The organism is Bacillus kexueae, assembly GCF_022809095.1.
In the GTDB taxonomy this organism is placed as follows: domain Bacteria; phylum Bacillota; class Bacilli; order Bacillales; family Aeribacillaceae; genus Bacillus_BZ; species Bacillus_BZ kexueae.
This window is the reverse complement of the sequence record NZ_JALAZE010000005.1, coordinates 141,312-163,647: the sequence shown is the minus strand read 5'-3', so window position 1 is coordinate 163,647 and position 22,336 is coordinate 141,312. Positions and strand designations below refer to the sequence as shown.

Here is a 22,336-nt window from a genome sequence, read left to right as displayed (position 1 = left end):
CTTAATCTTACATGATTTCATCTGAAAAGACAGAGAATAAGTATATGTACTTTGCGAAGAGGTGTTAAAAATGAGAGTTGTTCATACAAAGGTTCAATTAGAAAAAAATAAGTATGTTCTGTATGTGTATGTTGACGGTTATACAACAGAATTTTCCAATGAATTTCAACAAGATGATGAAATTCCTTCCTCTTTACGACACGAAATTAGAAACATTGTTCAGAAACGTTATCCTCATTTAAAGATAACAGCGGTGAAAGTCGTAATTGGTACGATGCTCGTAGCAGGCTTTCCTTTTTCGAGTAAAGCTACATATGCCACATCAAATGATCCCTCTGTAAGAGAAGAGTACCCTTTGCTAACCTATCGTGTGCAGGGAGGAGATACTCTCTATCTCATTGCAGAAAAGTTTCGTACGTCTATCGCTCAGTTAAAATCGTTTAATCAGTTATCCAGTAACACCATTTATCCAGGACAAGAGCTAACGATTCCGGCGTTCTCTTATGAAGTAACTTCAGGAGATAGCTTATCACTTATTGCTAAAAAGTTTGGTACAACAGTTGATTCAATCAAGGAGATGAATAAGCTTACCTCTGATGTTATATTTGCTGGACAGCATTTGCTTATTCCGGCCACTGCTTCTAATGAAAAGGCAGCCCCATCCAAGCCGTTAACGGACTATACCGTTGTAAAAGGAGATAGTCTCTCTTTAATTGCTAAACGTTTTTCGATGACGGTAGAAGAATTGAAACAGCTAAATGGACTGTCGACAGATCATATATACATCGGCCAAACGGTAAAAGTATATGCCAAGTCAGTAGAAGAAGAAATAACCGAAGGAGCATCAACTTCAACATATATAGTAGTAGCTGGAGATACCCTTTCGCTTATTGCGAAAAAATTTAACGTAACGGTGGACTCATTAAAAAAGGTAAATCAATTAACAACTGATGTTATATACGTAGGTCAATCATTAAAAATCCCTACTCAACCAGAAAATCCTGTACAAACGCAAACTCACGTTGTAGAAGCAGGCGATACGTTGTATAAAATAGCTGTTCGATATGGTGTAACAGTCCAAGACATTAAAGAAAAGAACAACTTGCAAAGTGACGTCATATATGTTGGACAGCGAATTATTATTCCAATTCAACAGCCGGTGAGTAATGATAACACAAATGTAGAGGAAACGTACGTTGTCGCGCAAGGAGATACTTTAAGTTTGATTGCGAAAAAGCATAATACGACGGTAGACGCGATTAAAGCGTTAAATGGGTTAAATACGGACATCATTTATGTGGGTCAAACGTTAAAGATACCGACAAATCAATGGAACGATTTATTAGAAATAAGAGAAGTTGTAGTGGAAGAGGTCATTCATAGTCAAAATCAACGGAACTTGACGATAAGAGGAGTGGCAAATCCGAACGGAAAGATTCGAATTGAAGCAGGTACCGTAGAACATGTGACCACAGCAAATGAATCGGGGGAATTTTCTACAGAAGTGGACGTATCCAGCCTTCCGGATGGTTCATTTGAAATTCGAGTTTTAGCCTATAATGATGTTCGTTCAAGCAATCCTATAATTCGCGAAGTAGTCAAAGATACGAAAGGACCTTCCACTCTATCACTTTACGTTACTCCGACAATTAACCAGCTTAATCAAAATAATTTCGTCATTCGTGGAGAATCTGAGCCTAATGCAACCATCTTCATATCCTTAACTGATGGAACTTTAACAAAAACATACGATGTTCAAGTGTCGGCAAGTGGGCAATTCGAGGTAGGAGTCGATGTGTCTGGCTTTCACGAAGGAGCCATTCAAATGATGGCGAAAGCAACAGATTCATTGGGCAATGTCGGCAAAGAACAGAAAGTAACTACAATAAAGGACACTCATTTAGTAAAGCCGACCGTTCATCCTCTTTCGCCAATTAGGAAAGATAATGTACATCAATATACCATCATAGGGGATGCAGAGCCTCAATCAGCGGTTTTTCTAACCATCACTGACGGTGTCAATCAGCCGATTGAAAGGACAGTTAAGACGGATTTAGAAGGAAGATTTATCGCATCTCTTGATCTTTCAGATTTAAGTGATCAGCCAATTTCCATCACTGTTCGTTCAGAAGATGAAGCAGGGAATAAAAGTGATCCTGTTGTCACGACTGTCATAAAAGATACAAATGTAGAGGTCCCTAGATTAACGAACATCCCCATTTTAACTTCTGTCAATGCAAAAACATATACCATCGAAGGAACAGGAGAACCAAATTCAAAGGTTCAAGCCATCTTTCGAAATCAATTAGGACAAGAGTTGTCAGTGGAAGGATCCACTGATTCAACGGGGAAGTTTCAATTGGAACAAAATCTTTCATCGGTTGATTTTGTCAGTGGAGAGATTGAGGTTTATGTTCAAGATGCTGTAGGGAATGTGAGCCCTTCCTCGATTATCCCAATTAAAGTGGATCAAGAAGGTCCAAACGATTTACTGATTGAACAGTTGGATGATATATCACGACAGAACGTATCTTCATACAAAATAAAAGGAACCACTGAACAAAATGCGACGGTATTTGTCACCATATCGGACGGATACAAGCAAACTGTATTTGAGACCAAGGCCTCTGATACAGGCGATTTTACCATTGAATTGAATGGTAGTGAGTGGAAAGATGGATTAATTTTCATTCGCATAGAAGCGATTGATGAATTAGGAAACAGAGGAGCGATTTTTGAAAAGCAAATCCAAAAAGATACCGTCCAACCGACATCCGTTGTTATTTCAAATCACTTAGGTGAAATAAATTCGTCCAATCAGCGTGATTTTGTTATTAGAGGTACGAGTGAAGAAGATGGAGCTATTGTCAAAATACATGCATCGGATGGACAAAATGATTTGGAAAAAACAGCTCTTGTTACGAATGGAACCTTTGAAATTCCGATCGATGTTTCTACCCTTCAAGATGGTCTTATAACCTTTTCGGTTTCTCAGCGAGATGAAGTAGGAAACGAAAGTGACTCCGTCAAGTTTTCTATTAACAAAGATACGGAATCCGTGACTCCTGTAATATTGGAGAGTTTAGTGAGGAATATCGGAGGGGCGTTCTCTTATCTTATCAAAGGAAAGGGAGAGGAAGGAGCGACAATCTCTCTTACCATTACAAGCAATATAGGTTCTGAAACATTTCAGCTAACAGCTTTAGAGGACGGTTCTTTTAATTTTGAAATGAATGTAACGAACCATCTTCAGCATCGCCCCCTCATAACCGTTCAGCAAATTGATAAAGCAGGAAATGAAAGTAGGACTGCTATTGTTGGGATTTCAAGTTATATTGTTGGTGCAGGTGATACCCTTTGGAAAGTAGCAAATCGGTTTGGAACGACTGTAACGGAGTTGATGACGCTCAATCAACTTCAAAGTTCGACTATCTATATTGGACAAACCATATTCCTTCCAACTATAGCAGGGCTGCAGGTTTCCGCAATTCCTGAGACAGAAGCATTTAATATGGGGTATTTGTACTTTGGGACAACAAAAGAGTTTATTGATACGATGAATCAAACAAGCGGTACGATTAATGTTGTATCACCAACTTACTTTGATTTAAATTCAGATGGGTCTTTAAAGCTCACGAGTCAGACCGATCGCTTTTTCGTCGCTAATATGCAAGCTAATGGAATCCGAGTCGTTCCTTTTTTGAGCAACCATTGGGATCAAGAAGTTGGAGTTAAAGCTTTAGAGAATCGGGAAAAACTAGCCGAACAAATCGCAGAGGCTATATATACGTATAACCTGGATGGTGTAAATGTTGATATCGAAAATGTATCGCATGTACATCGAGAGGCTTATGTAGATCTTGTAAGGCTTTTAAGAGAGAAGCTTCCTGAAGGGAAAGAGGTTTCCGTTGCTGTAGCCGCTAATCCAGAAGGGTTAACGACAGGTTGGCAAGGCTCGTATGATTATAAGCAGCTAGCCGATTATTCCGACTACTTAATGATTATGTCTTATGATGAGAGTTATCCTGGGAGTGAACCTGGACCTGTTGCTAGTCTCGAGTTCGTTGAAAAATCAATACAATATGCCCTGAATCAAGGTGTGCCAAAGGAAAAGATTGTAATGGGAATTGGGCATTATGGTCGCTACTGGAAAATTGGTGAACCGTTTGGAGGTCATGGGATATCCAATCAACAAGTCCGAGAACTTGTTGAACAGTATAACGGTTCGATTACGTTCGATGAAGAGACGATGTCACCGAAGGCTACGTTCACGATTGGACCACAAGACCCACCGGCTAATGTTTATGGTCGTGAACTAACGATGGGTACGTATATTGTTTGGTTTGAAGATGAAAGGTCTATGAAAGCGAAGTACGATTTAATTAAAAAGTACGGAATTAAAGGTACAGGGAATTGGGGAATGGCTCAAGAAAACCCTGAGTTTTGGGAAGCGTTTAAGACGTGGGTATCAGATGTAGAAAAAGTAAATGGTGAAGGAATAGAGTAAATAATCGGTCTGAAACCACGTGAAAAAGAAAAAAGTTAGGGGCTGTCCAATAAGTACAGTCCCCTAACTTTTTTTGTCTTTATTTTAACTCTTCGGCTAACTTTTCTTCCATCTTTTCGAATGTGGAAGTGATGTCTTGTTCTGGCTCTTTCGTTAATAGACTCACAACATAGACAGCAATAAAGCTTAAAATAAATCCTGGAATCATTTCGTAAATTTGCGCGCTTAAAGGTGTGTTCGCCCAAATTAATACAGTCAAAGTTCCGACAATCATACCAGCTAGCGCGCCCCATTTCGTCATACGCTTCCAGTGAAGGCTTAAAATAATTACTGGACCAAACGCCGCACCGAAACCAGCCCAAGCGTATCCAACGAGTCCAAGAATCGTGTCATTCGGATTAAGAGATAAGAACATAGATACTAATGCTACTCCAAGTACTGCAATACGACCGATTGTTACTAGCTCTTTTTCCGTAGCATTTCGTTTGAAAAAGGCTTTATAGAAATCTTCCGTTACCGCGCTCGATGTAACTAAAAGCTGAGACGAAATCGTACTCATAATCGCCGCTAAAATAGCAGAGAGTAAAAATCCTGTTACGAGCGGATGGAATAATACCTCAGCAAATTTGATGAAGATTGTTTCTGGATTTTCAAGAGTAATGCCTGTTTTGGACACATAAGCAATACCAATTAATCCAATTAACATTGCACCAACAACCGTTAAAATCATCCATCCAATTCCGATACGACGAGCTGAGTTTAACTCTTTAACAGAATTAATCGCCATAAAGCGCACGATGATATGAGGTTGTCCAAAGTAACCAAGTCCCCATGCAAATAACGAAATCAGCCCAAGGAAGGATGTTCCTTTAAAGATATCTAAATAAGCCGGATTAATGCTTTCAATTTCGCTGAAAGCAGGTCCAACACCACCGACTTCAGTGAACGCAACAATTGGTACAATAATTAGAGCTAATACCATAATCGTTCCTTGAACAAAGTCGGTTAAACTTACCGCTAAAAAGCCTCCGAAAAGTGTGTAAAGTACAACAACGCTTGCTGTAACAATTAATCCTAGCTTGTAGTCTAAGTTAAATGCAGATTCAAATAATGTTCCGCCAGCAACCATTCCAGATGAAGTATAAAGAGTAAAGAAAATAAAAATTACAATAGCTGAAACAAGTCGTAATGACTTTGATCCATCTTTGAATCGATTTTCAAAGAAATCTGGAATTGTAATGGAATTGTTTGCAACCTCCGTGTAAACACGTAAACGAGGTGCTACTAATAAGTAATTGAAATAGGCCCCAATTGTTAAACCGATTGCAATCCAAATGCTTGAAATACCAGCTGCATACATAGCGCCAGGTAGTCCCATTAATAGCCATCCACTCATATCAGAAGCCCCAGCCGACAAAGCTGTCACCGCTGGTCCGAGCTTACGTCCACCTAGCATATAGCCAGATAGGTCATCTGTGGATTTTTTATACGCATATAGCCCAATCCCCAACATTACTAAGAAATAAATCCCTATGGCAATAAATTCATAAATATGCATAACATTCCCCCTGTTTGTATAATACAATGACACGCGAAAAATAAGAAGAAAAAAGCGAAAATTTTACTTTAGAAGAAAAGAAAAAATTGAGATACATTAATTGGAAGCGGTTTCAATTTCGTTGGAATGGCTAATAGTTGGAACGTTTTTATACTAGCAAAAATTTCGATAAATATCAATATTTAAAAAGGGTATACAATAATTATACATTTATTAGAAAAAAAGCTCCCATAAAGGGAGCTTAAGGCATTTGAACACGTGTATTTTTAATCAAAACAAGAGGAATAAACCGTGCTCTTTAAAGTTTCTCAGCTGAAGATTACAATGCCTTTTTCATCGAATCGAATTGATTTGAAACGTTATCACTTGGCTTTTCACTTAAGAGGCTTATTAGAATTGCGGCAATAAGGCTTAATAAAAACCCTGGAATCATTTCGTAAATCACGTCCCCTAAAGGAGTGTTCGCCCAAATCAATACTGTTACGGAACCTACAATCATTCCTGCTAAGGCTCCCCAGCGGTTCATCCTTTTCCAATAAAGGCTTAAAAGCATTGGGGGACCAAAAGCTGCGCCAAAACCAGCCCAAGCATAGCCAACGAGGCCGAGAATCGTATCATTAGGATTATACGATAAAAGAATTGCGATTAATGCAACAGCTAAAACCGAAACGCGTCCGATAAGGACAAGCTCTTGTTCTGAGGCATTTCGTCTAAAGAACGCTTTATAAAAATCTTCCGTAACGGCACTCGATGTAACGAGCAGTTGAGACGATATCGTACTCATGATCGCCGCTAAAATCGCAGCTAATAAAAAGCCTGTAATTAGTGGATGGAAAAGAACTTGGGAAAAGACGATAAAAATTGTTTCAGGGTCCTCTAATACCGAGCCTGTTCTATTCATATACGCAACTCCAACGAACCCTGTCGCTAATGCTCCAACAATGGACACAATCATCCAACTTATGCCGATTCGTCTAGCTGATTTAATTTCTTTCACAGACTGAATCGCCATAAAGCGGACGATAATATGAGGTTGACCGAAGTATCCTAATCCCCAAGCTAATAACGAAATAACCCCAATTGCAGTCGTACCTTTCAACACATTGGTAAGAGATGAATCAACTTGGCGAACTTGCTCTACTGTTGCATCAATCCCACCAATGTCAGTGAACGCGACAATTGGCACTAAAATTAAGGCAATAAACATAATGCAACCTTGAACAAAGTCCGTTAAACTAACCGCTAAAAATCCTCCGAATAACGTATAAGCAACAACGACTCCAGCGGTAATGAATAACCCTACTTTATAATCAAGGCCAAATGCAGAGTCAAATAACTTTCCACCAGACACCATTCCAGCAGAAGTATAGAGGGTAAAGAAGATGAAAATAACAATTGCCGAAATGAATCGTAACATTTTCGAGTGATCTTGAAATCGATTTTCAAAGAAGTCCGGGATAGTAATGGAGTCATTTGCTACTTCCGTATAGATCCGTAATCTCGGAGCGACTAACACATAATTGAGATAAGCTCCAATCGTCAAACCTACCGCAATCCACATACTCGATAAACCAGTCGTATACATCGCGCCTGGTAGCCCCATTAACATCCAACCGCTCATATCGGATGCACCTGCCGATAACGCAGTGACTGCTGGACCTAACTTCCTTCCACCGAGCATATATCCAGATAAATCGTCCGTAGACGTTTTATACGCATATAGTCCAATTCCTAACATGACAATAAAATAAATACTTAACGAAATAAATTCGTACAAATGCACCAAATCTCTCCTTTAAATTTTTTTGACAGCTGTCATGTTTTGTGTCCGACACATCGTATACGGTTTCTTAACCTAACAAACATCTCAAGAAGATTCAAGGAAGATGGAAGATTTTGATGAGAGAGCGAATCTTAATAGACGGGACTGTAAAGAGGAAGAAAACGGTTACAGAAAGAAAATAAATTAAGAATATTCTGTTAATTTTAGGAGTTAAAAAATAAATGAATTAAGCAATTATAGGTTTTATCTCCTAACAAAAGGGGAAAAGAAAGGGAAGGTTTAAAAAGTACAGGTACCTTCAGTCGAATATTAAATTCGGTGGGGGGGTGCTTTCCTTCGGGAAGGTCTATTCGCTCCTAGCGTCTAGCGAACGACTCTCCCTTCCCTACGATCAGTTGATAATATCTGCTCCATTTACTCGCAGTTTCTTCTTTGTCTTAGTTCGGGAGAGTCTTTCGTTCGTAAGTTGCTTGACAGTCGCCTTCCCTTTTCTAACAGCCTTTCAGATTCACAAACTCGTCTGTGGGGCCTTCGGCTGCTGGAGGCACTGCCACCTTCTTACAATATACGTTCAAAAAAACGTTCAAAAAAGAGTCTCAACTTGTTCATTCTAGTCAGACAGCCTTGATGGAAAAAAATGTTTTATATATGTGCATGTTCCGTGTGTAAAGGGGTTAATTGGTTTTGAATTTTTTCGTACATAGGAAAAAGCTTTTCGTATTCCCGCACGTTGTGATTATTTGGACAAAAGACTTTCATTGCTTCGTCCATTGTGTCGTTTCTTTCAAATGTATGAATATCACCTAAGGCATACCCTGCTAAGAGAACTGCTCCGTAACTTGAACTTTCAATGCTCGATGGGATTTCAACACGCATTTGGAAAATATCAGCTACCATTTGGCACCATAATGGGGAGTTTGCAAATCCACCAGACGCACGAATGCATTTCGGTTCTTTCATAAACGGCTTTAGTTTAGTCATAACGGTATACAGGTTGAAAATAACGCCTTCCATGACAGCTCGCGTAATATGCGGTTTGCCATGATTTAAAGTAAGGCCGAAAAAAGAACCTTTTGCATCAGAATTCCAAATTGGAGCTCTCTCTCCAGTTAGATATGGATGAAAGAAAAGTCGATCTGCACCTGGTGGGACATTCTTTGCGAGAGCATTTAACGTCTCATAATCACATTCAAATAATTCTTTCAGCCAGCGTAGAATGACCCCTCCATTATTAACAGGGCCACCAATGACCCAATTGTTGGTTGTTAAAGGATAACAAAAGATTGACCCATTTTCTTCGGTGGTCGGTTCTGATACTACTGTTCGAATGGCTCCGCTCGTCCCGATGGTTAAGGCTACTACACCATCTTGAATGGCATTAACTCCTAAATTTGATAGGACGCCATCGCTTGCCCCAATAATGTAAGAAGTATCCGGTGACAGCCCTAAAGCGTTCCGGAATGACTCTTTCATTGGTGGTAATAAATAAGTTGTGGGAACGATTGTAGAAAGCCTATGCTCGTCAACTTCAACTAACGAAAGTGCTCGCTTGTCCCACGTTAAGGTGTTAAGGTTCATAAGCCCCGTTGCTCCAGCTGTCGCATAGTCGATGACGTATTCACCGAATAATTCAAACAGAATGTACTCCTTGATAGAGATAAACTTGTGTGCTTGTTCAAACCATTTTGGTCTCTCATTTTTTAGCCAAATGAGTTTAGAAAGTGGTGTCATAGTGTGAATTGGAGTTCCTGTTTGTTGATAAAGCTCTTTTCCGGTGTCGCTTTCTTTCAGATTTGTAGCCCATTTTGAACTTCGCGTGTCTGCCCAAGTCATCAGATTAGTAATCGGCTGATTGCGATGGTCAACGAGTATCAAGCTATGCATAGCGGAACTAAAAGAAATGGCTCGAATCAATATATTTTCCTGATTCGCATAATGTACACATGCCTGAATGGTATGAAATACAGCTTGAAAAACTTCTTCTGGATTTTGTTCTGCTGTCCCATCGATCGAAGTGAAAAGTGGATATTCGATGGAGTACTTAAATCTCTCATTTCCATCTAAAGAGAATAAAACGGACTTTGTACTTGTTGTGCCAATATCAACACCGATATAATAAGCTTTCATGCCAACCCCTTCTTTCTCCTCGTCGTTCCATTTTTGATAAGTGTTTATTTAGCTCTGTAAAAATTAGAAGAAAAAACTTAGTCCAAATACAACTGTAAACCCAGTAACAGCTATGATGGTTTCCATGACCGTCCAAGAACGTAACGTTTGGCTTACATCTAGCCCTAAATATCGGCTCACAAGCCAAAAGCCAGAGTCGTTAACATGGGATAAGATTGTTGCTCCTGATGCAATAGCAATGACCATCATTCCTAAAATAGGTCCTGTTAATCCTATCGTATCAATGACAGGAGAGATGAGTCCAGCAGCTGTAATCATTGCCACAGTTGCAGAACCTTGAATAATTCTGACAAAAGCAGCAATTATAAAGGCTAATAGGAGAGGGGGAAATGATGTTGAAGCCATCATATCTCCAAGTACATTTCCAACACCAGAATCAATTAAAACTTGTTTAAATACCCCTCCAGCTCCAGTTACTAAGATGATGATTCCAGCCGGTTCCAAAGCTTTATTTGCGATTTCTTGTACGTCTTCTTTAGAAAATCCTTGTTGTTTACGAAGTGTGTAAAAAGCTAAGAGGGTTGTCAACGTAAGCGCAACGAATGGATGTCCTATAAAGGAAAGGGTTGACCTTAATACATGCTCTTCTTGTAAAACAACGTTCGAAACAGTGTTTAGTAATATTAATAGAAGTGGAATAATAATAAGGAAAGCTATTAATTTAAAACTAGGAAGCTCTTTTTCTACCTTTTGTTCTGGAATACTCATATATTCTGGGATTGTAGCATGTATTTTTGTTGCGATATATCGACCAAAGATCGGACCGGACAGTATCATGGCAGGTATACCCGCTAGTACACCAAACAAGATAACCCATCCTAAATCCGCACCGATTAAGTCAGCGACTGCAATAGGACCGGGAGTAGGCGGGATAAAACTATGGGTTACGGCTAGTCCGGCCAATAAAGGAATTCCGTAATAAAGGAGTGACTTTCCTGTTTTTTTAGCTAATCCGTATATAAGTGGGACAAGTATTATAAAGCCCACATCAAAAAATACTGGAATGGAAACCAAGAAGCCTGTAATACTTAATGCCCATTGACTTCGATCTTCTCCAAAGCGTTGAATGATTGTTTGAGCTAATCGCTCTGCTCCTCCTGAAACTTCTAGTATTCTACCAAACATTGCACCCAAACCAACGACAACAGCGACAAACCCAAGTGTTCCCCCCATTCCATTTTCGATGGTGGCAATAATTTCGTCTACGGGCATCCCAGCTGCTAGGCCTACTACTAGACTGACAAGCAATAATGCCACAAATGCATGAAGCTTTGTTTGTAATACTAAAAATAATAAAAGAAAAATTCCTGCGATTGCGATGAAGATAAGTGATAAATCAGACATTTTTACACCCCCAAAATAAATAATTTGACCAAATTATAGAAAAAATTTCTAATTTTAGCAAACGTTTTCAAATTGAAAAAGACGCCCAATCGGACGCCTTCATTTGAGTGAGGGTGTTTCGGTATCTTTTATGGGAGGTTAACAACGAGCAAATCCAGCCCCTACGATAATTAATAAGATAAATAATACGACGATTAAGGCGAACGCCCAGCCAATACCATAACCGCAACCACCATATCCGTACCCGCCGAAGCCACAACATCCATATCCAAAGCCCATGCTTATCACCTCCATGAAAAGATATACCGTACACTACTTATATATGTTCCTGTCCTAAACTTTGTATGGTCATTTACACAAGGAGATAAAAATGGGCTGTACTTTCAATTGGAAAAATAGGCAAATACTCTACCTGTAACATAAGATGTACTGACATCACCTGAATCGAAAAAAGGAGGGGAGTAATGTTGTCAGAGAGTAAAGGATTTTTTCGAAAGGAACCTGGTGGTCCGATGAAGTTGATGAATGATTTCTTTACAACTCGCCCGAACCGAACCATTCTTGATTCCATTGACGATTATTTTCGTGAAAAACTTTCAGTTCCTTCCTTTCCAATAGAAATAAAAGAAACGACCACCCAATTCATTGTTATAGCGGAATTACCAGGAATTTCGAAAGAACATATTAACGCCAAAATTTTAGATGATGAACTCATCATTTCTGTCAAAAAGGGAACCACACAAGAAAATGCTTCTATTCGCCACTTAAGTGGAGCTGAGCGTCGAGTAGCGCTGCCAAAGCATATTAGCATTAAAAACAAAAAGGCTACTTATAAAAATGGATTGTTAACGGTTCGTTTTCCGAAAAAGCGAGGAAATGAGATTGAAATTGAATAAATTATCATCGTTGTTGCGATAGTGATGTAAGTTTCCAGAAAGGTAACACTAAAACCTTCTGGAGACTTTTTATTATAAAGCAATTTAATATGTAACATCTAAAAGTATTGAGAAGATTCCCTTTCATGCACGGCAATTGTTGCTTTAACGCCCTAAATTTTGATATTATCAGAGTATTGCAGTGGCTCGAATTATATGGAGGTGAACGTTATGTCACGTATTTCAAAAGAGCAAGTTAAGCATGTTGCGCATTTAGCACGTCTTGCAATTACAGAAGAAGAGGCTGAAATGTTTACAACTCAGCTAGATGCAATTATTGGATTTGCAGAACAATTAAATGAATTAAACACGGAGAACATTGAACCAACGTCTCACGTATTAAATATGAAGAATGTAATGAGAGAAGATGTTCCAGAGCAAGGATTGAACCGAGAAGAGGTTATGAAAAATGCTCCAGATCATCAAGATGGACAAGTTCGTGTTCCATCAATTCTTGAATAAGGAGGGAGTTGAAGCGTATGGCGTTATTTGATCATAAAATTTCTGAGTTAAAGGAAATGTTACATAAAAAAGAGATTACGGTAACGGACTTAGTTGATGAGTCATACCGTCGTATTGCTGAGGTAGACGGAAAAGTTGACGCGTTTTTAACATTAGATGAAGAGCGTGCTCGTCAAATGGCGAAAGAGTTTGACGCTCAAATTGGAACGAAAGATGAATACGGCCTACTATTTGGGATGCCTATCGGAATTAAAGACAATATCGTAACAAAGGATTTACGCACAACTTGTGCAAGTAAAATTCTAGAAAACTTCGACCCAATCTACGATGCAACGGTAATGCAAAAGCTTCACCAAGCAGAAGCGATTACAATTGGTAAATTAAATATGGACGAGTTTGCAATGGGTTCATCCAATGAGAACTCTGGATTCAAAAAGACTCGTAACCCTTGGAATTTAGATACAGTACCAGGTGGATCAAGTGGAGGTTCAGCTGCTGCAGTTGCGGCAGGAGAGGTTCCGTTTGCGCTAGGATCTGATACAGGTGGATCGATTCGCCAACCAGCTGCGTTTTGTGGAGTAGTCGGATTAAAGCCTACATATGGTCGTGTATCTCGATATGGTCTTGTTGCGTTTGCTTCTTCTCTAGATCAAATCGGACCGATTACACGTACAGTTGAGGATAATGCATACTTACTACAAGCGATTGCTGGTTTAGATAAGATGGATTCAACTTCAGCGAATGTTGATGTACCAGATTACATTTCTTCTTTAACAGGAGATGTAAAAGGATTGAAAATTGCGGTGCCGAAAGAATACTTAGGTGAAGGTGTAAGTGAAGAGGCACGTCAATCTGTATTAAGTGCACTTAAAGTACTTGAAGGTCTTGGTGCAACGTGGGAAGAAGTATCCTTACCACATTCTAAGTACGGTGTAGCTACTTATTACTTACTAGCATCATCTGAAGCGTCTGCTAACTTAGCTCGATTTGATGGTGTTCGTTACGGTTATCGCACAGATAATGCGGAGAATTTAATCGAACTGTACAAGCAAACGCGTGCGGAAGGCTTTGGTGACGAAGTGAAACGTCGTATCATGCTTGGAACTTTCGCATTAAGTTCCGGTTATTACGACGCGTATTATAAAAAAGCGCAACAAGTTCGTACGTTAATTAAAAAAGATTTCGAAGATGTCCTTGCAAAGTATGATGTAATCATCGGACCTACAACGCCAACACCAGCATTTAAAATTGGAGAAAAAATCGATGATCCATTAACAATGTACGCAAATGACATCTTAACGATTAATGTGAACTTAGCAGGTGTTCCAGCAATTTCGGTTCCTTGTGGATTCTCCAACGGACTACCACTAGGTTTACAAATTATTGGTAAACATTTCGATGAGAGCACGGTTTATCGCGTTGCCCATGCGTTTGAGCAAGCGACAGACTTCCATAAACAAAAACCTGAACTGTAAGGGGTGAGAGTGAATGAACTTTGAAACGGTCATTGGACTTGAAGTCCATGTTGAGTTAAAAACGAAATCAAAAATCTTCTCTAGTTCTCCAAACGAATTTGGAGCGGAGCCAAACACAAATACATCCGTAATCGACCTTGGATATCCAGGTGTATTACCTGTTCTAAATAAAGAGGCCGTTGAATTTGGAATGAAGGCAGCGATGGCCTTAAACTGTGAAATTGCGACGGATACAAAATTCGATCGTAAAAACTATTTCTATCCTGACAATCCAAAGGCATACCAAATTTCTCAATATGATAAGCCTATCGGAGAAAACGGCTGGATTGAAATTGAAGTAGAAGGAAAGAAAAAACGTATCGGTATTACTCGTCTTCATTTAGAAGAGGACGCAGGGAAATTAACACACTCTGGTGAAGGATACTCGTTAGTAGATTTTAACCGTCAAGGAACTCCACTTATCGAGATTGTATCGGAGCCAGATATTCGTACACCAGAAGAAGCGTATGCATACTTAGAGAAACTAAAATCAATCATTCAATATACAGGTGTTTCCGACTGTAAGATGGAAGAAGGATCGCTTCGTTGTGATGCAAACATCTCTCTACGACCAATTGGACAAGAAAAATTCGGTACGAAAACGGAGCTGAAAAACTTAAACTCCTTCAACTTTGTACGTAAAGGACTTGAGTACGAAGAAAAGCGTCAAGCAGAAGTTCTATTATCTGGAGGAGTCATTCAACAGGAGACTCGTCGTTTCGATGAAGCGACAGGAAAAACAATCTTAATGCGTGTTAAGGAAGGGTCAGATGACTATCGTTACTTCCCAGAGCCAGACTTAGTGTCCCTACACATTGATGACGAGTGGAAAGAACGTGTTCGCGCTTCGATTCCAGAGCTTCCTGACGCTCGCCAAAAACGTTACATGGAAGAGTTAGCCCTACCAGCTTACGATGCGAAGATTTTAACGCTTACGAAAGAAATGTCGGATTTCTTTGAAGCAACTGTTGAAGCTGGTGCAGATGCAAAGCTTGCCTCCAACTGGTTAATGGGTGAAGTTTCTGGATACTTAAATGCAGAACAAAAAGAGCTTGCAGAAGTAGCTCTTACACCTGAAAGCCTTGCTGGTATGATTCAATTAATAGAAAAAGGAACTATCTCATCTAAGATCGCTAAGAAAGTCTTCAAAGAATTGATGGAAAAAGGCGGAGACGCTGAACAAATCGTTAAAGAGAAAGGACTTGTCCAAATCTCTGATGAAGGCACAATCCGTAACCTTGTGAACGAAACGCTGGATGAAAATCCACAATCAATCGAAGACTTTAAAAACGGTAAAGACCGTGCCATTGGCTTCTTAGTAGGTCAAATCATGAAGAAAACAAAAGGTCAAGCTAACCCGCAAATGGTTAACAAGTTCTTGTTAGAAGAAATTAATAAAAGATAATCCATATATTCAATCCCACCTGACTTGATCAGGTGGGATTTTTTATTTATGAAATCAAGTTTGGTTTAAACAAACGTTTGATTAAGCAGTGGAGAAGAAGAGAAGAAGGGAAAAGGAGGAATTAAACAAACGTTTAATTAAGCAATGGAGAAGGAGAGTAGAAGGGAAAAGGAGGGATTAAACAAGCGTTTAATTAAGCAATGGAGTTGAAGAGAAGAAGGGAAAAGGAGGAGTTAAACAAACGTTTAATTAAGAAGTAGAGATGAAGAATAGAAGGGCAAAGGAGGAATTAAACAAACGTTTAATTAAGCAATGGAGAAGGAGAGTAGAAGGGAAAAGGAGGAATTAAACAAACGTTTAATTAAGAGGTAGAGATGAAGAGTAGAAGGGAGAAGACAGAATTAAACAAACGTTTAATTAAGAGGTAGAGATGAAGAGTAGAAGGGAGAAGACAGAATTAAACAAACGTTTGATTAAGCAATGGAGAAGAAGAGTAGAAGGGAGAAGAGAGGATTAAACAAACGTTTAATTAAGAGATAGAGATGAAGAATAGAAGGGAAAGGAAGAATTAAACAAACGTTTAATTAAGCAGTAGAGACGAAGAGTAAAAGGGAGAAGAGAGAATTAAACAAACGTTTAATTAAGTAGTGGAGAAGAAGAGTAGCAGGGCAAAGGAGGAATTAAAAAGTAGAGTCAACGAGTAAAAAGGAAAAGGAAGATTTAAACAAGTCTTTAATTAAGGTTGTGTTTTCATCAATTACGTGAAGCTAAGAACTCTAAAACAGTTACGATACAGATTAGGCTCTACAGAACAAAGTAGAGTGAAGTTTGTGGAATAAACATAAAGGGCTGAATATTAGGTGCAACTTCACTTAAGAGCTTTAATTAAAATAGAGCATTCAAATCGAATGCCCTACAAGGTTCTCCTTCGTTTTCCAAAATTGTTCTATGTCCCGAAAGATTAAGTGAAAGATTGACTCAGGAGTGTCGTTAACGTTAGTAGATGTGCTAGGGTTACCGTAGCCCCATCCTTGTATAGATCCATCGGTGTTAGAAACAAATCCTTTCGTATGCATTGTCGCTTCCGGGGCGTTTTCATACGTCATGCCATCTACACGATAGATGAATGCTTCTACATCTAAGTTAATAAAGAAGACTGGAGTGGGGATTTTTGAGAAGATTGGTTTCCACTCTTCCTTAGATAACTCATCAAAATAGTAGTCAGTAATGAAAAATGCATCGTACTTAGCGGAGGTATCTTTTAAAGCTGTTGGTTCGACTTTTCAAAGGAAACATTCGTAAAAGATTTATTTGGTACTTCCCCGATAACGCCAATATTTAGAAAGCGTTTGTCATATTCGGGCTCTGTCGATTGATTAGCTACTAAGCAGCCACTTGCGAAAACTAAACTTATAAACAACATAATTATCCGCATTTACAAAGTCCTTTCCTAACGTATTATCTAGATTCCTCATCAATATCTTTAATGAAAGTTAAACGTTATTCGTTGACTTCTTCTGCTTTCTTTTAAAAAGATAATAAGCGATCGCATTAGCAGGGAAAAGAATTCCTCCTTGAAGTGCGGAATGAACGAGTTGATCTTGAACGGGTAAATCGTCGTAGAGGTCGCCTTGTTTAAGTTTTTTTCTTTTTTGCATTTCAATTAAGCTTTCTATGTATTTATATTGAACAGGTACGTAGATGAGTATAATCACTATGTAAATGACTAAAACAAAAATCAAAGGTTCCATATGCATCATCCTTTTTTCTTTTTCTATTTTTATTTACGAACTAAGGATGGGAAAAGTTTCTATTTCTTTTTGTTTTTTTAATTAATCTCCTGCTGATTAAGTCAATATCGTCAGTTTTATGACAATTAATCAATCCTACAGCTTTTTGAGTTTAATCCGATATAAGATATGAGTAGACCCCTGATATATGCACAACCAATAAGGAGAGATTACGTTATGGTAAGGGGGGAGAGTAGTGATTCCAATTTTGAAACCTTATTTGCAATTAGCGGATGCTGTGATTGTTATTAATCATCAAAAGCAAATCATGGCATTGAATGAAGCGTTTGAGCATATGACAGGATACTCATGGCAAGATGTCAGTCAAAAAAATTTAGCGTGGATTAGCCTAGAGGCAGACAGCAACATCTTCACTGAGCATTCGCGGGAACAAATATTTTACATTCGAAAGAAAAATGGAGAGCTTCGAAAAATATCTATTACGTTTACACCGATAAAGGGCGAAGGTGAAACCTTTTTTATCGGTATTTGCCGAGACGTTCATTCCGTTGTCACGGAAGGGGAAATTCGGAAAGTTAAAAAAGATATTTTAAAAGTTTTAGCAATCTCGTGCGAAATTCGTGATCCGAGTATTGAGTCCCATCTTATGCGTGTGCAAAGCTTAACGGAAGAACTCATTCACTTTCACAACGAAAGGTGCCAGCTAAATCTTGATAAAGAATATATGGACAATATTATTCACTCCAGTATTCTCCATGATATCGGGAAGGCGAACATTCCAGAAGGTATCTTATATAAGCCGGGGGCACTTACGAAGTATGAGCGAATGATTATTGAAACACATCCGTTAAGTGGTGTGGATATGTTGAATAAAATTTCGAAAGAGATTGATCTTGACCTGTTTCAAAAAAGCTTTAAAGTGGCTCATAATGTTATTTTGCATCATCATGAGAGATGGGATGGAACAGGGTACCCTCATCAGTTAAAAGGGCATAAGATACCTTTTGAGGCGAGAGTTGTTGGCATTGTAGATGTGTTTGAAGCATTAACAAGCAGGCGTTCTTATAAAGAAGCGTGGACGACGGAACGCGCCCTTTCTTTATTAAATGAAAATCGCGGTAAGCACTTTGACCCACAGCTTGTAGATTCTTTTATTCAATTAAAACAAACGGTTCATCAAAGCGCTTGAAAAATCTTGAACATTGTTCAAGGTTTTTTTATTTTATTGTTACAGAAAGTTTAAGTTCAATAAAGTGTTAAAGTATTCTCTTACCGTTTTTTTGGTGTCTAGCTCCAAGCGCCATCAGCTCGGGTCGCTTCGGCCCTGCTTTGGCGACGGAAGCCTCCTCGCAGGTCCTCCAGCGCCCTTCGCCTAAGGACTTGCGCTTTTTCTGTGAAAATAAAAATTACCTATGAGCTGAATGATCGATCATGATAGGTAGATGGTAGAAAGGAACCCCCGGGGAGAATAAATTTTCATGTCCGGGGTGTGAGTGTAAAATCATGTATGTTTCTTATTAGTTCTTAAAAAGATTGACGATTTCACGGTGTATTCCTTTACTACAGCAATACGTTAATCTATGTTTCTAGAATAATAATATTCAGTAAAAAATATACGTAAAGTGAGTAGGGGATGAAGAATGTTTTGTTGAAATAAATGTACGTAGGGGGTTATGAAACAAAGGGGAAATATTATGGTAGTAAAGGAGAGGGGATTGGAGAAATGAAACAAATGGTAAGAAAGATTCCTAAGCATCTACAGAAGTATGTAGTAGATCAACAATATGAAAAGTATACGCCTATTAATCAAGCCGTTTGGCGGTATGTTATGAGACAAAATCATAACTTTTTAAAGGACATAGCCCACCCTTCTTATACGTCCGGTTTAAAAGCTTCTGGAATTGCCATTGAAAAAATTCCAAATGTGAATGAAATGAACGAAGCATTAGCGCCGTTTGGGTGGGGAGCGGCCAATATTGATGGGTTTATTCCTGGTGTTGTATTTTTTGATTTTCAAGCTCATGGAATTCTACCTATCGCGTCCGATATTCGTAAGTTAGAAAATATCCAATACACACCGGCACCTGATATTATTCACGAAGCTGCAGGGCATGCACCCATTCTTTGTGAAGAGAAGTTCTCGGAATATGTGAAGCTGTTTGGCGAGATAGGGTCGAAAGCATTAGCAACGAAAGAAGAGCATGAACTGTTTGAAGCGGTTCGAACATATTCAAATTTACTCGAAAGTGGAACGGCTACACAAGAAGAAATCGAACAAGCGAAAGCGAACTTTGAAGAAAAACAAAAGGCTGTAACTGAATTATCTGAGGCTGAACAAATCTCACGTCTTTATTGGTGGACGGTTGAATATGGTTTAATCGGAACTATAGAGAACCCGAAAATTTACGGAGCAGGACTATTATCGTCTGTTCAAGAAGGACGGAACAGTGTGACGGATGAGGTAGAAAAAATACCATTTGACTTAGAAAAAGTCATTTCAACCGGTTTCGATATAACAAAGCCTCAACCACAGCTTTTTGTATGTGAAAGTTTTGATCAGCTTATCGATGCAGTGAAGGAATTTTCGAAGCGTATGGCTTATACTGTTGGCGGGACGGAAAGTCTAGAAAAAGCTCTACGCTCCAACCGAACAGCGACATATGAATTTAGTTCAGGTTTGCAATTAACCGGTACTTTGAAAAAAATATGGAAAGATGAGAATGGTGAAGCCATTTACTTAAAAACGGATGGACCTAGTGCCTTAGCTTATCAAAGGGAAGAAATAAATGGGCATGGTAAAGAAACACATCAAGATGGATTTGGCGCACCGATTGGAAAAATCGTCTCACTACCTGCTGATTACGAAAAAATGTCCGATGAACAGTTAGCGCAATACGGGGTAGAAGTGGGGAAAAAACTATCGCTTAAGTATTTAAGTGGTGTTCAAATAGGTGGAGTTCCAACAAACTTTGTTCGGAATGATGGTCGCCTTTTAATCATTCAGTTAACGGACTGTACCGTGCAGCTGGGAGATGAAATGTTGTTTGAACCGGAGTGGGGACTGTACGATTTAGTAATTGGAGAGAAGGTGACATCTGTCTTTGCTGGTGCGGCAGATAATGAGAAGTTCTATGCAGATCTTGAACCAGTGGAACAAAAGCCAATTACGAAAAGAGAATACACCCCTCACACTCCTCTAGAAAAATTATATGGCACAGTACGAAACATTCGCGAAAATGAAAGCGTTAACAATATAGAATCTACTTTATTGACGATTATTGATACATTAACGACAGATTTTCCGAACGACTGGCTTCTCCGACTCGAAATTCTTGAACTTTTATCGGAGAAAAATATCTTATCTGATCAACAAAAGCTACTGCGTCAACAGCTTGAAAAAATTAAACATGTAAATGATGAATATCCTGTTTTGATTGATCGTGGACTAAAGCTTATCTAACAAAAGAAGAGCAAACTAGCTAAAATTTTGGTTGGTTTGCTCTTTTTAGTTGTCTAAAAGTCCTTTGTTCACGAATAGTTTTACTCTATATAATGAAGCAGAGGACAATTGACTCCTGCGGGATATAGAGAAAAGGTCGAGACCCGCAGGTACACACCGAGGGGGCCATGTATTCATTTTTTTAAATGTTTTTGAAGGCAACTATGTATAAGGACTTCACAAAAGAGACTTATTATGTGAAACTTTTTTATGCTTTATTTCGTTTGGATATAATGAGAAAGAAGCTTGTTTCGTACATGAAATTTGTATGACATGTTTTGTCCACAACTTGTATATTGTTAAGTAAACGCTTAAGCTTGAAGAAGAAATGTTTTGTGATAGAAGTGAATTTGTATTATAATATCTTTCTGTGAATAAAAGAGAGTAGTATAAATTTCCATTATCTATATAGGATGATGCAAAATGAAAAAAGCGAGAATTATATATAATCCAACATCTGGTCGAGAAGCGTTTAAGAAGCAATTGCCAGAGGTGTTACAAAAGTTTGAGCAAGCTGGATATGAAACATCTTGTCATGCTACAACTGGTGAGGGTGACGCTATTGAAGCTGCAAAGTGTGCGTCAGAACGTGGCTATGATTTAATCGTGGCAGCAGGTGGAGATGGGACGGTAAATGAAGTCGTTAATGGCCTTGCACAAATGCCCTATCGACCTACATTAGGAGTCATTCCTGTTGGTACGACAAATGATTTTGCCCGCGCCATTGGAATGCCTCGCGATAACATCTTACATGCGGTGGACGCTTTATTAAGTGGTGTGAAGCGAAAGATTGACATCGGAAGAGTAAATGAACATTATTTTATTAATATTGCCGGAGGAGGTCGTTTAACGGAGCTTACGTACGAAGTGCCAAGTAAGCTGAAAACAGCGATCGGTCAACTGGCGTACTATTTAAAAGGGATTGAGATGCTCCCATCCATTCGACCAACGGAAGTTGAAATTGAATACGATGGTAAGCTGTTTCATGGAGAAGTGATGTTATTTTTAGTTTCTCTGACGAATTCTGTAGGTGGTTTCGAAAAGCTAGCACCTGATTCCCAATTAAACGATGGGATGTTCGACTTAATGATCTTAAAGAAAACAAACGTGGCTGAATTCATTCGAATAGCAAGCCTTGCATTACGTGGTGAACATATTCATGACAATCATGTCATTTATACGAAAGCCAATCGAGTAAAAGTAAAGAATAAAGATAAGATGCAATTAAATTTAGATGGCGAGTACGGGGGGCTTTTACCAGGAGAATTTGAAAATCTTTTCCAACATATTGAGGTGATTATGTCTCCTGAAAAAGCGAAACAATGTGCCCCTATTACGAAGGAAGGTTCAGCCGAGTATTTATAAATGACGAAAATGAGCAGCAGCTGCTG

General features: G+C 38.8%; 15 protein-coding genes. 8 read left to right on the top strand and 7 right to left on the bottom strand.

Annotated elements, in window-relative coordinates; translation table 11 throughout:
* The first annotated feature begins 70 nt into the window (after positions 1–70).
* Positions 71–4,507, top strand: a complete 4,437-nt coding sequence (locus ML543_RS10950) for a LysM peptidoglycan-binding domain-containing protein (protein ID WP_243387398.1) — start codon at positions 71–73, stop codon at positions 4,505–4,507.
* 79 nt (positions 4,508–4,586) lie between these two features.
* On the opposite strand, the gene putP (ML543_RS10945) is transcribed toward ML543_RS10950, so the two are convergent.
* The 5 genes from putP (ML543_RS10945) to ML543_RS10925 form a co-directional block, all read right to left on the bottom strand.
* Positions 4,587–6,065 (bottom strand): sodium/proline symporter PutP, encoded by a 1,479-nt coding sequence (putP, locus tag ML543_RS10945; protein WP_243387397.1) that lies wholly within the window; start codon positions 6,063–6,065, stop codon positions 4,587–4,589.
* Between the two features lie 319 nt (positions 6,066–6,384).
* Positions 6,385–7,848, bottom strand: a complete 1,464-nt coding sequence (gene putP, locus ML543_RS10940; RefSeq protein ID WP_341482359.1) for a sodium/proline symporter PutP — start codon at positions 7,846–7,848, stop codon at positions 6,385–6,387.
* 642 nt (positions 7,849–8,490) lie between these two features.
* A complete protein-coding gene (locus ML543_RS10935; protein WP_243387396.1) occupies positions 8,491–9,975 on the bottom strand; it encodes a gluconokinase in 1,485 nt (494 codons plus the stop codon).
* Between the two features lie 63 nt (positions 9,976–10,038).
* Positions 10,039–11,379 (bottom strand): GntT/GntP/DsdX family permease, encoded by a 1,341-nt coding sequence (locus tag ML543_RS10930; RefSeq protein WP_243387395.1) that lies wholly within the window; start codon positions 11,377–11,379, stop codon positions 10,039–10,041.
* Positions 11,380–11,517: 138 nt separating this feature from the next.
* A complete protein-coding gene (locus ML543_RS10925; protein ID WP_419095374.1) occupies positions 11,518–11,658 on the bottom strand; it encodes a YjcZ family sporulation protein in 141 nt (46 codons plus the stop codon).
* A gap of 185 nt (positions 11,659–11,843) precedes the next feature.
* Between ML543_RS10925 and ML543_RS10920 the strand changes: the two genes are divergently transcribed.
* The 4 genes from ML543_RS10920 to gatB all read left to right on the top strand — a co-directional run bounded on the left by ML543_RS10920 (position 11,844) and on the right by gatB (position 15,695).
* Complete coding sequence (locus ML543_RS10920; RefSeq protein ID WP_243387394.1) at positions 11,844–12,275, top strand: Hsp20/alpha crystallin family protein; 432 nt, start codon at positions 11,844–11,846, stop codon at positions 12,273–12,275.
* Between the two features lie 210 nt (positions 12,276–12,485).
* Positions 12,486–12,776 (top strand): Asp-tRNA(Asn)/Glu-tRNA(Gln) amidotransferase subunit GatC, encoded by a 291-nt coding sequence (gatC, locus tag ML543_RS10915; protein ID WP_243387393.1) that lies wholly within the window; start codon positions 12,486–12,488, stop codon positions 12,774–12,776.
* A 17-nt stretch (positions 12,777–12,793) separates the two neighbouring features.
* Positions 12,794–14,251 carry an Asp-tRNA(Asn)/Glu-tRNA(Gln) amidotransferase subunit GatA gene (gatA, locus tag ML543_RS10910; RefSeq protein ID WP_243387392.1) on the top strand — a complete coding sequence of 486 codons (1,458 nt, stop codon included), beginning with the start codon at positions 12,794–12,796 and terminating at the stop codon, positions 14,249–14,251.
* A 13-nt stretch (positions 14,252–14,264) separates the two neighbouring features.
* Complete coding sequence (gene gatB, locus ML543_RS10905) at positions 14,265–15,695, top strand: Asp-tRNA(Asn)/Glu-tRNA(Gln) amidotransferase subunit GatB (protein ID WP_243387391.1); 1,431 nt, start codon at positions 14,265–14,267, stop codon at positions 15,693–15,695.
* Positions 15,696–16,956: 1,261 nt separating this feature from the next.
* Here the strand turns inward: gatB and ML543_RS10900 are convergent.
* Together ML543_RS10900 and ML543_RS10895 are read right to left on the bottom strand one after the other, a co-directional pair.
* The gene (locus tag ML543_RS10900) at positions 16,957–17,130 is read right to left on the bottom strand and encodes a hypothetical protein (RefSeq protein ID WP_243387390.1); all 174 of its coding nucleotides are present in this window, start codon (positions 17,128–17,130) and stop codon (positions 16,957–16,959) included.
* A gap of 58 nt (positions 17,131–17,188) precedes the next feature.
* Positions 17,189–17,446: a DUF3949 domain-containing protein gene (locus ML543_RS10895; RefSeq protein WP_243387389.1), complete on the bottom strand. Its 258-nt coding sequence runs from the start codon at positions 17,444–17,446 to the stop codon at positions 17,189–17,191.
* 235 nt (positions 17,447–17,681) lie between these two features.
* On the opposite strand from ML543_RS10895, the gene ML543_RS10890 reads away from it, so the two are divergent.
* From ML543_RS10890 to ML543_RS10880, 3 genes are all read left to right on the top strand, one after another.
* Positions 17,682–18,635, top strand: coding sequence for an HD domain-containing phosphohydrolase (locus tag ML543_RS10890; RefSeq protein ID WP_243387388.1), 954 nt, complete (start codon positions 17,682–17,684; stop codon positions 18,633–18,635).
* Positions 18,636–19,169: 534 nt separating this feature from the next.
* The gene (locus tag ML543_RS10885) at positions 19,170–20,906 is read left to right on the top strand and encodes an aromatic amino acid hydroxylase (RefSeq protein ID WP_243387387.1); all 1,737 of its coding nucleotides are present in this window, start codon (positions 19,170–19,172) and stop codon (positions 20,904–20,906) included.
* Positions 20,907–21,368: 462 nt separating this feature from the next.
* A complete protein-coding gene (locus tag ML543_RS10880) occupies positions 21,369–22,310 on the top strand; it encodes a diacylglycerol kinase (protein WP_243387386.1) in 942 nt (313 codons plus the stop codon).
* Positions 22,311–22,336 lie beyond the last annotated feature (26 nt).

Coding starts and splice junctions, on each gene's coding strand:
- ML543_RS10880 (WP_243387386.1), top strand. CDS start 21,369: ATGAAAAAAGCGAGAATTATATATAATCCAACATCTGGTCGAGAAGCG.
- ML543_RS10935 (WP_243387396.1), bottom strand. CDS start 9,975: ATGAAAGCTTATTATATCGGTGTTGATATTGGCACAACAAGTACAAAG.
- ML543_RS10885 (WP_243387387.1), top strand. CDS start 19,170: ATGAAACAAATGGTAAGAAAGATTCCTAAGCATCTACAGAAGTATGTA.
- putP (WP_243387397.1), bottom strand. CDS start 6,065: ATGCATATTTATGAATTTATTGCCATAGGGATTTATTTCTTAGTAATG.
- ML543_RS10925 (WP_419095374.1), bottom strand. CDS start 11,658: ATGGGCTTTGGATATGGATGTTGTGGCTTCGGCGGGTACGGATATGGT.
- gatA (WP_243387392.1), top strand. CDS start 12,794: ATGGCGTTATTTGATCATAAAATTTCTGAGTTAAAGGAAATGTTACAT.
- ML543_RS10950 (WP_243387398.1), top strand. CDS start 71: ATGAGAGTTGTTCATACAAAGGTTCAATTAGAAAAAAATAAGTATGTT.
- ML543_RS10930 (WP_243387395.1), bottom strand. CDS start 11,379: ATGTCTGATTTATCACTTATCTTCATCGCAATCGCAGGAATTTTTCTT.
- ML543_RS10895 (WP_243387389.1), bottom strand. CDS start 17,446: ATGGAACCTTTGATTTTTGTTTTAGTCATTTACATAGTGATTATACTC.
- ML543_RS10920 (WP_243387394.1), top strand. CDS start 11,844: ATGTTGTCAGAGAGTAAAGGATTTTTTCGAAAGGAACCTGGTGGTCCG.
- gatB (WP_243387391.1), top strand. CDS start 14,265: ATGAACTTTGAAACGGTCATTGGACTTGAAGTCCATGTTGAGTTAAAA.
- ML543_RS10900 (WP_243387390.1), bottom strand. CDS start 17,130: ATGCGGATAATTATGTTGTTTATAAGTTTAGTTTTCGCAAGTGGCTGC.
- gatC (WP_243387393.1), top strand. CDS start 12,486: ATGTCACGTATTTCAAAAGAGCAAGTTAAGCATGTTGCGCATTTAGCA.